Origin of the sequence: Rhodococcus (subgen. Prescottella) equi, from assembly GCF_003013675.1 — a bacterium.
Taxonomy (GTDB): Bacteria; Actinomycetota; Actinomycetes; order Mycobacteriales; family Mycobacteriaceae; genus Prescottella; species Prescottella equi.
On record NZ_CP027793.1, the window covers coordinates 2487197 to 2499240 of the forward strand.

General features: G+C 69.1%; 11 protein-coding genes. All 11 read left to right on the forward strand.

Annotated features, from left to right (window positions below):
* The first annotated feature begins 84 nt into the window (after nucleotides 1-84).
* The 11 genes from pyrR to coaBC all read left to right on the forward strand — a co-directional run bounded on the left by pyrR (nucleotide 85) and on the right by coaBC (nucleotide 12029).
* Nucleotides 85-717 carry a bifunctional pyr operon transcriptional regulator/uracil phosphoribosyltransferase PyrR gene (pyrR, locus tag C7H75_RS11755; protein WP_013415914.1) on the forward strand — a complete coding sequence of 211 codons (633 nt, stop codon included), beginning with the start codon at nucleotides 85-87 and terminating at the stop codon, nucleotides 715-717.
* Nucleotides 714-1655 carry an aspartate carbamoyltransferase catalytic subunit gene (locus C7H75_RS11760; RefSeq protein WP_013415915.1) on the forward strand — a complete coding sequence of 314 codons (942 nt, stop codon included), beginning with the start codon at nucleotides 714-716 and terminating at the stop codon, nucleotides 1653-1655. The genes pyrR and C7H75_RS11760 overlap by 4 nt, the downstream gene beginning before the upstream one ends.
* A 56-nt stretch (nucleotides 1656-1711) precedes the next feature.
* Nucleotides 1712-3031 (forward strand): dihydroorotase, encoded by a 1320-nt coding sequence (locus C7H75_RS11765; protein ID WP_013415916.1) that lies wholly within the window; start codon nucleotides 1712-1714, stop codon nucleotides 3029-3031.
* A 2-nt stretch (nucleotides 3032-3033) separates the two neighbouring features.
* Nucleotides 3034-3576 carry a PH-like domain-containing protein gene (locus tag C7H75_RS11770; RefSeq protein ID WP_005513446.1) on the forward strand — a complete coding sequence of 181 codons (543 nt, stop codon included), beginning with the start codon at nucleotides 3034-3036 and terminating at the stop codon, nucleotides 3574-3576.
* Entirely contained in the window at nucleotides 3573-4733 is a 1161-nt protein-coding gene (carA, locus tag C7H75_RS11775) for a glutamine-hydrolyzing carbamoyl-phosphate synthase small subunit (RefSeq protein ID WP_005513445.1), read from the forward strand. The genes C7H75_RS11770 and carA overlap by 4 nt, the downstream gene beginning before the upstream one ends.
* Nucleotides 4733-8080, forward strand: coding sequence for a carbamoyl-phosphate synthase large subunit (carB, locus tag C7H75_RS11780; protein WP_022595724.1), 3348 nt, complete (start codon nucleotides 4733-4735; stop codon nucleotides 8078-8080). The genes carA and carB overlap by 1 nt, the downstream gene beginning before the upstream one ends.
* A complete protein-coding gene (pyrF, locus tag C7H75_RS11785; protein WP_005513443.1) occupies nucleotides 8077-8913 on the forward strand; it encodes an orotidine-5'-phosphate decarboxylase in 837 nt (278 codons plus the stop codon). The genes carB and pyrF overlap by 4 nt, the downstream gene beginning before the upstream one ends.
* Nucleotides 8914-9389: 476 nt before the next feature.
* Nucleotides 9390-9710: an integration host factor, actinobacterial type gene (mihF, locus tag C7H75_RS11790; protein WP_005513442.1), complete on the forward strand. Its 321-nt coding sequence runs from the start codon at nucleotides 9390-9392 to the stop codon at nucleotides 9708-9710.
* Nucleotides 9711-9788: 78 nt separating this feature from the next.
* A complete protein-coding gene (gene gmk / locus C7H75_RS11795; RefSeq protein WP_106852008.1) occupies nucleotides 9789-10355 on the forward strand; it encodes a guanylate kinase in 567 nt (188 codons plus the stop codon).
* A gap of 88 nt (nucleotides 10356-10443) precedes the next feature.
* Nucleotides 10444-10728 carry a DNA-directed RNA polymerase subunit omega gene (gene rpoZ, locus C7H75_RS11800; protein ID WP_207390550.1) on the forward strand — a complete coding sequence of 95 codons (285 nt, stop codon included), beginning with the start codon at nucleotides 10444-10446 and terminating at the stop codon, nucleotides 10726-10728.
* A gap of 14 nt (nucleotides 10729-10742) precedes the next feature.
* Nucleotides 10743-12029 (forward strand): bifunctional phosphopantothenoylcysteine decarboxylase/phosphopantothenate--cysteine ligase CoaBC, encoded by a 1287-nt coding sequence (coaBC, locus tag C7H75_RS11805; protein WP_106851376.1) that lies wholly within the window; start codon nucleotides 10743-10745, stop codon nucleotides 12027-12029.
* The last annotated feature ends 15 nt before the right edge of the window (nucleotides 12030-12044 follow it).

Sequence of the window (12044 nt, forward strand, 5' to 3'; positions counted from 1 at the left end):
GCGCGTGCGCGGCCGCTGATAAGCTGTGCCGCGTCAGACATCCTTTAACGATCCGTCCAGAGAGGCGGAGAAGGAGGTCGCTGTATGCCTACGCCCGAAGGGCCCTCGTCCGGCATTCCTGCGAACGCTCGCGAACTGTTGTCCCCGGCAGATGTCGGCAGGACCGTCGCCCGTATCGCCCACCAGATCATCGAGAAGACCGCGCTCGACGCCACTGAGACGGTCGACGGCGCCACCGCCGTCGGCTCGGCCCCGCGCGTCGTCCTGATCGGCATCCCCACCCGCGGCACGACGCTCGCCGCTCGCCTCGCCGACAAGATCGAGGAGTTCGCGGGGGTCCGACCGCCGGTCGGCTCACTCGACATCACGCTCTACCGCGACGACCTGCGGACGAAGCCGCACCGTCCGCTCGAGCGCACGTCGGTGCCGGAGGGCGGCATCGACAACGCGCTCGTCGTCCTCGTCGACGACGTCCTGTTCTCCGGCCGCACCGTCCGCTCCGCGCTCGACGCGCTGCGCGACCTCGGCCGACCGCGCGCGGTCCAGCTGGCGGTCCTCGTCGACCGCGGCCACCGTGAGCTGCCGCTGCGCGCCGATTACGTAGGCAAGAACGTGCCCACCGCACGCACCGAAGATGTCGCCGTGCTCCTGGCCGAGCACGACGGACGGGACGGTGTCGTGTTGTCGAGCGGGCACGCAGAGGAGAACGAGAAGTGAAGCACCTGCTCTCCATCGCGGACCTGAACCGGGATTCCGCGACCGAGCTACTCGACGAGGCCGAGCGTTTCGAGCAGGCCCTGCTCGGGCGTGAGGTCAAGAAGCTCCCGACGCTGCGCGGCCGCACCGTGATGACGGTGTTCTTCGAGAACTCCACCCGCACACGGGTCTCGTTCGAGGTCGCCGGCAAGTGGATGAGCGCCGACGTGATCAACGTCAGCGCCTCCAGTTCGTCGGTGTCGAAGGGAGAGTCGCTGCGCGACACCGCGATGACGCTGCGTGCGGCGGGCGCCGACGCGCTGATCGTCCGGCATCCGGCGTCGGGCGCGGCGCACCAGATCGCGGCGTGGACCGGTGCGGCCGAGGACGGCGGCCCCGCCGTCATCAACGCCGGTGACGGTACCCACGAGCACCCCACGCAGGCGTTGCTCGACGCGCTCACTCTCCGGCAGCGACTCGGCGGCATCGAGGGTCGTCGTATCGCGATCGTCGGCGACATCCTGCACAGCCGGGTGGCCCGCTCGAACGCGTTGCTGCTCTCGATGCTGGGTGCCGAGGTGGTCCTGGTGGCGCCGCAGACGCTGCTGCCGGTGGGCGTGGAGACGTGGCCCGTGCGGGTCTCGCACTCGATCGACGCCGAACTCCCCGGACTGGACGCGGTGCTGATGCTGCGGGTGCAGGCGGAGCGGATGAACGGCGGGTTCTTCCCGTCACCGCGCGAGTACTCGATCACCTACGGGCTCAACGAGAAGCGGCTTGGGTTGCTGCCCGATCACGCCGTGGTGCTGCACCCCGGCCCGATGCTGCGCGGCATGGAGATCGCGTCGTCGGTCGCCGACTCGGCGAGAACGGCTGTGCTGCAGCAGGTCACGAACGGCGTCCACGTTCGTATGGCGGTGCTGTTCCGGCTGCTGGTGGGAACGGAAGAGGTCGCGTGAGCGACCGGAACACGACAAGTATCGACGAGACGAGAAACGAGAAGGTGGCGCCGCAGATGTCCGCGAGCGGGAACGTGTTGATCCGAAACGTTCTGGTGTACGGGGAGGGCGAGCCGACCGATCTGCTGCTCGGCGGGGGGCAGATCCTCGAGATCGGCACCGGTCTGGACGCAGGCGACGACGTCGAGGTCATCGACGGCGCCGGCCAGATCCTGCTGCCCGGCTTCGTCGACATGCACACGCACCTGCGGGAGCCGGGCCGCGAGGACACCGAGACCATCGACACCGGTTCCGCGGCTGCGGCTCTCGGCGGGTACACCGCCGTGTTCGCGATGGCGAACACCAGCCCGGTCGCCGACTCGGCCGTCGTCACCGATCACGTGTGGCGCCGCGGCCAGGAAGTGGGCCTCGTCGACGTGCACCCCGTCGGCGCAGTCACGGTCGGCCTCGAAGGCCGCCAACTCGCCGAGATGGCGACGATGGCCGCCGGTGTCGGCAAGGTGAAGATGTTCTCCGACGACGGCCACTGCGTCGCGGATCCGCTGATCATGCGACGGGCGCTCGAGTACTCGGCGTCGCTCGGGGTCCTGATCGCGCAGCACGCGGAGGAGCCGCGACTGACCGTGGGGTCGGTTGCACACGAGGGTCCCACCGCGGCTCGCCTCGGACTCGCCGGCTGGCCGCGCGCCGCCGAGGAGTCGATCGTCGCCCGGGACGCACTGCTGGCCCGCGACGCCGGTGCGCGCGTGCACATCTGCCACGCATCCACCGCGGGCTCCGTCGAGCTCGTCAAGTGGGCACGCGGCCAGGGCATCTCGATCACGGCCGAGGTCACCCCGCACCACCTGTTGCTCGACGACTCGCGGCTCGAGACGTACGACGCGGTCAACAAGGTCAACCCGCCGCTGCGGGAGGCGTCCGACGTCGCGGCGCTGCGTGCGGGCCTGGCCGAGGGGATCATCGACTGCGTGGCCACCGACCACGCGCCGCACGCCGAACAGGACAAGTGCTGCGAGTTCTCCCAGGCGCGTCCCGGCATGCTCGGGCTCGAGACGGCGCTGTCGATCGTCGTGGAGACGATGGTCCGGCCCGGTCTGCTCGACTGGCGCGGTGTCGCCCGGGTGATGAGCGAGCGTCCCGCGGAGATCGTCGGGCTCGACGACCAGGGCCGCCCGATCGAGGTGGGAGAGCCGGCCAACCTGGTGCTCGTCGATCCCGACACCGAGTGGACGGTGCATGGTCCGGAACTGGCCAGCGTCGCGAACAACACGCCGTACGAGTCGATGACCCTTCCGGCGAAGGTCACGGCGACGGTGCTGCGCGGCCGGGTCACCGCCCGCGACGGCAAGGTGCGGCCACTCGGAGAGGCACGGTAGTCATGGAACGAATCCTGTGGGTGGTCGGCTGCATCGCGGTGTGGGCACTGCTGGTGTTCCTGATGTACCGCGGGTGGAAGGGCCGCGCCAGGCGCCAGGCGGACCGGATCGGTGAGCTGCCGCAGGTGCCGGCGGATCTCGGTGAGCGGTTGATCGCGCCGAGCACGGGCCTGTACGTGGGCAGCACGATCGCCCCGAGCTGGCAGGACCGCGTCGCGGTCGGCGACCTGGGGTTCCGGGCGACCGGCGAGATCAGCCGCTGGACCGGGGGAATCCTGCTCGAGCGCGACGGCGCGTCGACGCTCTGGATCCCGGAGGCGGCGATCCGGGCGATCCGGACCGAACGCGGCCTGGCCGGAAAAGTGATGACGAAGGACGGAGTCCTGGTGATCCGGTGGGAGCTCCCCACCGGCACCGAGATCGATACGGGATTCCGTGGAGACGACAAGACGGTGTACCCGCAGTGGGTACGCGAGACAGACAGTGATGACACAGCGAATGCGGCGGGCTCTGGTGAGGTCGAGCAGAACGGAGAAGACGCATGAGCGGCTTTGACAGCAATACGGCGGTCCTGGTTCTCGAAGACGGCCGCGTCTTCCGCGGGACCACCTTCGGCGCCGTGGGACAGACCTTGGGCGAGGCGGTCTTCAGCACCGGGATGACGGGCTACCAGGAGACCCTGACCGATCCCAGCTACCACCGCCAGATCGTGGTGTCGACGGCACCGCAGATCGGCAACACCGGTTGGAACCAGGAGGACAACGAGTCGGTCGGCCCGACCGGCGAGTCCGCCGGATCGAAGATCTGGGTGGCCGGCTACGTCGTGCGCGACCCCTCGCGCCGCACCTCCTCGTGGCGTGCGACCGGTTCGCTGCAGGACGAGCTCGAGCGTCAGGGCGTCGTCGGTATCGCCGGCATCGACACCCGTGCCCTCGTCCGGCACCTGCGCACCCGCGGCTCGATGCGCGCCGGCATCTTCTCCGGTGAGGCGCTGGCCGACGTGGACGTCCTCCTCGATCGGGTCAAGACCCAGCCGTCGATGCTCGGTGCCGACCTGGCCGGCGAGGTGTCCACCCCGAACGGCTACGTCGTCGAGCCCGCCGGCGGTGAGGCCCGCTTCACCGTCGCGGCCATCGACCTCGGCATCAAGACCAACACCCCGCGGATGTTCGCCGAGCGCGGCATGCGGGTGCACGTGCTGCCGTCCACCGCGACGCTCCACGACATCCTCGACATCGGGGCGGACGGGGTGTTCCTGTCCAACGGTCCGGGCGACCCGGCCACCGCGGACGGCGCCGTCCACCTCACCAAGGAGGTGCTGGGCCAGGGACTGCCGCTGTTCGGGATCTGCTTCGGCAACCAGATCCTCGGCCGAGCACTGGGTATGAGCACCTACAAGATGAAGTTCGGCCACCGCGGCATCAACATCCCGGTCGTCGAGCACGAGACCGGCCGCATCGCGATCACCGCGCAGAACCACGGTTTCGCCCTCGAAGGCGAGGCCGGCCAGGAGTTCGACACCCCGTTCGGGCGCGCCGTGGTCAGCCACACCTGCGCCAACGACGGCGCCGTCGAGGGCGTCCGCCTGCTCGACGGTTCGGCCTTCTCGGTGCAGTACCACCCCGAGGCCGCGGCCGGCCCGCACGACGCCGCGTACCTGTTCGATCGTTTCGCCACCATGCTCGAGGGAGTCAAGAAGTAATGCCACGTCGTACAGATCTCGAGCACATCCTGGTCATCGGCTCGGGCCCCATCGTCATCGGCCAGGCCTGCGAGTTCGACTACTCGGGCACGCAGGCGTGCCGCGTCCTCCGCGAGGAGGGTCTGCGCGTGAGCCTGGTCAACTCGAACCCGGCCACGATCATGACCGACCCCGAGTTCGCCGATTCCACGTACGTCGAGCCGATCACGGCCGAGTTCGTCGAGAAGGTCATCGCCCGTGAGGCGGCCAACGGCAACAAGATCGACGCCGTCCTGGCCACGCTCGGCGGCCAGACCGCCCTCAACACCGCGGTTGCGCTGCACGAGCAGGGCATTCTGGAGAAGTACGACGTCGAGCTGATCGGCGCCGACTTCGACGCGATCCAGCGCGGCGAGGACCGTCAGAAGTTCAAGGACATCGTCGAGAAGTGCGGCGGCGAGTCCGCGCGCTCCCGGGTCTGCTACACGATGGAAGAGGTCAAGGCCACCGTCGCCGAGCTCGGTTACCCGGTGGTCGTGCGCCCGTCGTTCACGATGGGTGGCCTCGGTTCCGGCATGGCGTACGACGAGGTCGACCTCGAGCGCATCGCCGGCGGCGGTCTGGCCGCGTCGCCCACCGCGAACGTCCTGATCGAGGAGTCCATCCTCGGATGGAAGGAATACGAGCTCGAGCTGATGCGCGACGGCCGCGACAACGTCGTGATCGTCTGCTCGATCGAGAACGTGGACCCGGTCGGCGTCCACACCGGCGACTCGGTCACCGTCGCACCGGCGATGACTCTCACCGACCGCGAGTACCAGGCGATGCGCGACCTCTCGATCGCGATCCTGCGCGAGGTCGGCGTCGACACCGGCGGCTGCAACATCCAGTTCGCGATGGACCCGAAGGACGGCCGTCTGGTCGTCATCGAGATGAATCCGCGCGTGTCGCGCTCGTCGGCGCTGGCGTCGAAGGCGACCGGCTACCCGATCGCGAAGATGGCCGCCAAGCTGGCCATCGGGTACACGCTCGACGAGATCGTCAACGACATCACGAAGGAGACGCCGGCCTGCTTCGAGCCGACGCTCGACTACGTCGTCGTCAAGGCTCCGCGCTTCGCGTTCGAGAAGTTCCCGGGCGCCGACGGCACGCTCACCACGACGATGAAGTCGGTCGGTGAGGCCATGTCGATCGGCCGCAACTTCACCGAGGCGTTCGGCAAGGTCCTGCGTTCACTCGAGACCAAGCGGGCCGGCTACTGGACGGGCCCCGAGGTGGAGGGCACGCTCGAGGAGCTGCTCGAGGCGATCAAGGTTCCGACCGACGGCCGGATGTACCAGATCGCGCAGGCCTTCGAGCTGGGTGCGACCCTCGAGCAGCTGTTCGACGCCACCGCGATCGATCCGTGGTTCCTCGACCAGATGCAGCAGATCGTGGAACTGGGGGCCGAGGTCCGCTCCGCGGAGACCTTCGGCGCGACCGAACTGCGTTTCGCCAAGCACCACGGTTTCTCCGACCGCCAGATCGCGGCGCTGCGTCCGCAGCAGTTCGGCGAAGGGCAGGCGGGGGAGGACGCCGTCCGCGCGCTGCGTGACGAGCTGAACGTGCACCCCGTCTACAAGACCGTCGACACGTGCGCCGCGGAGTTCGAGGCCAAGACCCCGTACCACTACTCCACCTACGAGCTCGACCCCGAGGCCGAGACCGAGGTGGCGCCGCAGACCGAGCGTCCCAAGGTCCTCATCCTGGGTTCGGGTCCGAACCGCATCGGCCAGGGCATCGAGTTCGACTACTCGTGCGTCCACGCCGCGCAGACGCTGTCCGAGGCCGGCTACGAGACCGTCATGGTCAACTGCAACCCCGAGACCGTGTCGACCGACTACGACACCGCCGACCGCCTGTACTTCGAGCCGTTGACGTTCGAGGACGTGCTCGAGGTGTACCGCGCCGAGACCCTCTCCGGCACCGTCGCGGGCGTCATCGTCCAGCTCGGCGGTCAGACCCCGCTGGGTCTGGCGAAGCGCCTCAAGGCCGCCGGCGTCCCGATCGTCGGTACCAGCCCCGAGGCCATCGACCTGGCCGAGGACCGTGGCGAGTTCGGCCGCGTCCTCACCGAGGCCGGCCTGCCCGCGCCGAAGTTCGGTACCGCCACCACGTTCGAGGGTGCGCGCGAGATCGCGTCGGGCATCGGTTACCCGGTGCTGGTCCGCCCGTCGTACGTGCTCGGCGGCCGTGGCATGGAGATCGTGTACGACGAGAAGGCACTCGAGAGCTACATCTCGCGGGCCACCGAGATCTCCGACGACCGGCCGGTGCTGGTCGACCGCTTCCTGGAGGACGCGGTGGAGATCGACGTCGACGCGCTGTGCGACGGCACCGAGGTGTACCTCGGCGGCGTGATGGAGCACATCGAGGAGGCCGGCATCCACTCCGGCGACTCGGCGTGCGCGCTCCCGCCGATCACCCTGGGCCGCGCCGACCTCGAGAACGTGCGCCGCTCCACCGAGGCCCTCGCCAAGGGCATCGGCGTCAAGGGCCTGCTCAACGTGCAGTACGCGCTCAAGGACGACATCCTCTACGTCCTCGAGGCCAACCCGCGCGCGTCGCGGACCGTGCCGTTCGTCTCGAAGGCCACCGCGGTGCAGTTGGCCAAGGCCTGTGCCCGGGTCATGCTGGGTGAGTCGATCGCCGATCTGCGTGCGGGTGGCATCCTCCCGGCCGAGGGCGACGGTGGCCATGCGCCCATCGACGCTCCGGTCGCGGTCAAGGAGGCGGTGCTGCCGTTCAACCGGTTCCGTCGCGCCGACGGCACCGGTATCGACACGCTGCTGAGCCCGGAGATGAAGTCGACGGGCGAGGTCATGGGCATCGACGCGGACTTCGGTACCGCGTTCGCCAAGAGCCAGACCGCGGCGTACGGCTCGCTGCCGACCAGCGGCTCGGTGTTCGTCTCGGTGGCCAACAAGGACAAGCGCTCGCTGATCTTCCCGGTCAAGCGTCTGGCCGACCTCGGCTTCCGGATCCTGGCCACCGAGGGCACCGCAGATGTGCTGCGCCGCAACGGCATCACGTGCGAAGAGGTGCACAAGCAGTCCGGTGAGAACCTGCCCGAGGGTGCCCGCACCATCGTCGACCAGATCAAGGACGGCGAGGTCGACATGGTGATCAACACCCCGTACGGCAACTCCGGCCCGCGCGTCGACGGCTACGAGATCCGCAGCGCCGCGGTGTCGAAGAGCGTTCCGTGCATCACCACGGTGCAGGGCGCCTCCGCAGCGGTGCAGGGCATCGAGGCCGCGATCCGTGGCGACATCGGGGTCCAGTCCCTGCAGGAGCTGCACACGCGCTTGCGGGATCAGCAGCAGTGACGTCCACGGAGACGTTCGGGGCGCGGCTCCACGAGGCGACGGGCCGGCACGGCTCGCTGTGCGTCGGCGTGGACCCGCACCCCGAGTTGCTCGAGGCGTGGGGCCTGCCCGACAGCGTCGACGGACTCGAACAGTTCAGCGAGATCTGCGTCGAGGCGTTCGTCGGGCAGGTGGCCCTCGTGAAGCCCCAGGTCGCCTTCTTCGAGGCCTACGGCTCCGGCGGCCTGGCCGTGCTGGAGCGGACCGTCTCGGTGCTGCGGGAGGCCGGGACGCTCGTACTGGCCGACGCCAAGCGCGGCGACATCGGCACCACCATGAACGCGTACGCGCGGGCCTGGCTGGGCGCGGGATCGCCGCTCGAATCGGACGCGGTGACGGTGTCGCCGTACCTGGGATTCGGGTCGCTCGACCCCGCGCTGGAGTTGGCGGAGCGCAACAACGGGGGACTGTTCGTGCTGGCGGCGACGTCGAATCCGGAGGGCGCGCAGGTCCAGTCGTCCACCGCGGCGGACGGCCGAAGGATCAGTCAGGTGATGGTCGACGAGGCCGCCGCCCGCAACGCGGGTGCCGACGTCCTCGGGTCGATCGGTGTGGTCGTGGGGGCGACGCTGCGCGACGCCCCCGACCTCGGCGCGCTGCACGGCCCGATCCTCATGCCCGGCGTCGGGCATCAGGGCGGCACCGCCGACGACGTGCGACGACTGGCGGGCTCCGCCCTCCGCGCGGTCGTTCCGAGTGTCTCGCGCGAGGTCCTGCGCGCAGGACCGTCCGTGACGGCGCTGCAGGAGGCCGTAGGCCGCTCGGTGGACGCCTTCGCGTTCCTCCAGGACTGACCGCGCTGCTTCGAGTGTGACACCCGGCAGGGCCGGACCCGGTGAACTCACCGGGTCCGGCCCTTTGTCGTTGTGGGGGCGCCGTTTCCGGCGCCGCGCGGGTGCGACACGCACAGTGGTCGACGGATTTCCGAGATTTCTTCCCGATTTCTCCGGCATGTCGTGCCGTTCCGGCGCAAGTGTGGGCCACGCCACGTCGCCGAGGAGTGCCGGCTGGGGCGCGTGAGGCAGGAAAAGCGGTTTCACCAGGGAGTATCCGGGCCGGACTCGCCCCCGGGGCGACGTCCGGGCCCGAGGAGGCGGGTGTACCGGCCCCCGTTCGAACACCCCGTCGAATGAACACATATCCCACCCGAATCGCGCGTCTACGTCGGGGGGTGGGTTAGCAATCGTCGCCCCACGTGGGTACGGTCGCTATCGCCCCTGGTTATCCGGGGGTTGTAGACCATATGTGCACACGATGAGACGGAGGAACCGTGGCCCTTCCCCAGTTGACCGATGAGCAGCGCGCTGCTGCTTTGGAGAAGGCGGCTGCCGCCCGCAAGGCCCGGGCTGAGCTCAAGGAGCGCCTCAAGCGCGGCGGCACCGACCTGAAGCAGGTCCTGAAGGATGCCGAAGAGGACGAGATCCTCGGCAAGATGAAGGTCTCGGCACTGCTCGAGGCTCTGCCCAAGGTGGGCAAGGTCAAGGCTCAGGAGATCATGACCGAGCTGGAGATCGCCCCGACCCGCCGCCTGCGTGGCCTCGGCGACCGTCAGCGCAAGGCTCTGCTGCAGCGTTTCGATTTCGAGGCCTGAGCGCGGCACGTGATCTCTGACGCAGAAAACGTGTCAGGCGGCAGTGTCGTCTCGGCGACGTCCGAGACAGGCAGCGCAGTGCGGAGGGGTCGGCTGGTAGTACTGGCCGGCCCCTCGGCCGTGGGTAAGTCCAGCGTCGTGCGGCTGCTGCGGGAGCGTTTCCCCGAGGTCGTCTTCAGTGTCTCGGCGACCACCCGCGACCCGCGTCCGGGCGAGGTGGACGGTCAGGACTACCACTTCGTCACGCGTGACGAGTTCGACCGCATGATCGCAGCCGGTGACCTGCTCGAATGGGCGGAGATCCACGGCGGCCTACAGCGTTCGGGTACGCCGGCCGAACCGGTTCGCCGGGCGTTGAGCGAGGGCAAGCCGGTTCTCCTCGAGGTGGATCTGGTGGGCGCACGCTCGGTGCGGGCCGCGATGCCGGAAGCCGTGCTCGCGTTCATGGCACCGCCGAGCTGGGACGTGCTGGTCGCCCGACTGACCGGTCGCGGAACCGAACCGGCCGACGTCGTCGAGCGCCGGCTCCAGACCGCGAAGGTGGAATTGGCCGCCCAGGACGAGTTCGACACCGTCATCGTGAACGAGGACGTCAGCCACGCCTGCGACGAGTTGGTATCCTTGTTGGCTGGACGACAGGCCTAGGCACCGTCGCCCCTGGTTCCGACATTTTCCTCTTGCCATTTACCCAGTCCAGTTCAGGAGAAACCGAGTGAGCAGCACCGAAGCAGTTGTGTCCGACACCGCAGGTCGGGGCGCCCTGCCTGCCTACGACACCCCGCTCGGCATCACCAACCCGCCGATCGACGAGTTGCTCGAGCGCACGTCGTCGAAGTACGCCCTGGTCATCTACTCGGCCAAGCGTGCCCGTCAGATCAACGACTACTACAACCAGCTCGGTGACGGCATCCTCGAGTACGTCGGCCCGCTCGTCGAGCCGGGTCTGCAGGAGAAGCCGCTGTCGATCGCGCTGCGCGAGATCCACGCCGACCTCCTCGAGCACACCGAAGGCGAGTGAGCGGAGTAGCGCCCGTGTCAGATCGGGGAACCGATTCGGCGACCGACGGCTCGGGGACTTCCCCGGCACGTAAGCGGATCGTCGTCGGTGTCGGTGGCGGTATCGCCGCGTACAAGGTGTGTGCGCTCATTCGGAGTTTCACCGAGAGCGGCCACAGTGTGCGGGTGATCCCCACCGAATCCGCGCTCCAGTTCGTGGGGCGCGCAACGTTCGAAGCGCTGTCGGGGAACCCGGTGCAGACCGGGGTGTTCGCGGACGTTCCGGACGTGGCGCATGTGCGCCTCGGCCAGGAAGCCGATCTGGTCGTCATCGCCCCGGCCACCGCGGACCTCATGGCCCGCGCCGTCGCCGGGCGTGCCGACGACCTGCTGACCGCGACCCTCCTCACTGCGCGGTGCCCGGTGGTGTTCGCGCCCGCGATGCACACCGAGATGTGGGAGCACGCGGCGACCGTCTGGAACGTCGCGACGCTGCGTGAACGCGGGAACGTCGTCATCGAACCGGCATCGGGTCGGCTCACCGGGAAGGACACCGGCGCCGGCCGGATGCCCGAGCCCGAGGAGATCTTCGCGCTGGCCTCGCTGCTCCTCGAAAGGTCCGAGGCAATGCCGCGGGATCTCGAGGGCCACCGTGTGGTCGTGTCGGCCGGCGGGACACGGGAGCCGCTCGACCCGGTGCGGTTCCTCGGTAACCGCAGTTCCGGCAAACAGGGCTACGCGATCGCGCGCCTCGCGGCCCAGCGCGGCGCCCAAGTGACGCTCGTCGCGGGTGCGGTGTCGGATCTCTCGGACCCCGCCGCGGTCGACGTCGTCCGTGTCCGCACCGCCGAGGAGATGCGGGAGGCGGTCATGAAGCACGCCGTCGACGCGGACGCCGTGGTCATGTCGGCGGCGGTCGCGGACTTCCGTCCGGCGTCCGTGGCCACCAGCAAGATCAAGAAGGGCGCAGCGGACGAGCCGGATTCGATTCCGCTGGTTCGAAACGAGGACATCCTCGCGGGTCTCGTGCAGGCCCGCCGCGACGGCGCCGTCGGATCGTCGACGGTGATCGTCGGATTCGCGGCCGAGACCGGTGACGAGACCGGCGGAGTACTCGACCACGCCCGCACCAAACTGGCCCGCAAGGGTTGCGACCTGCTGGTCGTCAACGCGGTCGGCGACGGCAAGGCGTTCGAGGTGGACCACAACGACGGTTGGCTACTCGGTTCCGACGGCACCGAAACCGCGATCGAGCCGGGCTCGAAGTCGCTGATGGCCAGTCGTGTCCTGGACGCGCTGGCTGGTCTGCTGGTCCCCGAGTAACACACTGCGCGAGCA

Bases quoted from the DNA above. Each gene is read 5' to 3' on its own strand.
- pyrR (WP_013415914.1), top strand. From the start codon at position 85: ATGCCTACGCCCGAAGGGCCCTCGTCCGGCATTCCTGCGAACGCTCGC.
- C7H75_RS11765 (WP_013415916.1), top strand. From the start codon at position 1,712: ATGTCCGCGAGCGGGAACGTGTTGATCCGAAACGTTCTGGTGTACGGG.
- C7H75_RS11770 (WP_005513446.1), top strand. From the start codon at position 3,034: ATGGAACGAATCCTGTGGGTGGTCGGCTGCATCGCGGTGTGGGCACTG.
- carA (WP_005513445.1), top strand. From the start codon at position 3,573: ATGAGCGGCTTTGACAGCAATACGGCGGTCCTGGTTCTCGAAGACGGC.
- carB (WP_022595724.1), top strand. From the start codon at position 4,733: ATGCCACGTCGTACAGATCTCGAGCACATCCTGGTCATCGGCTCGGGC.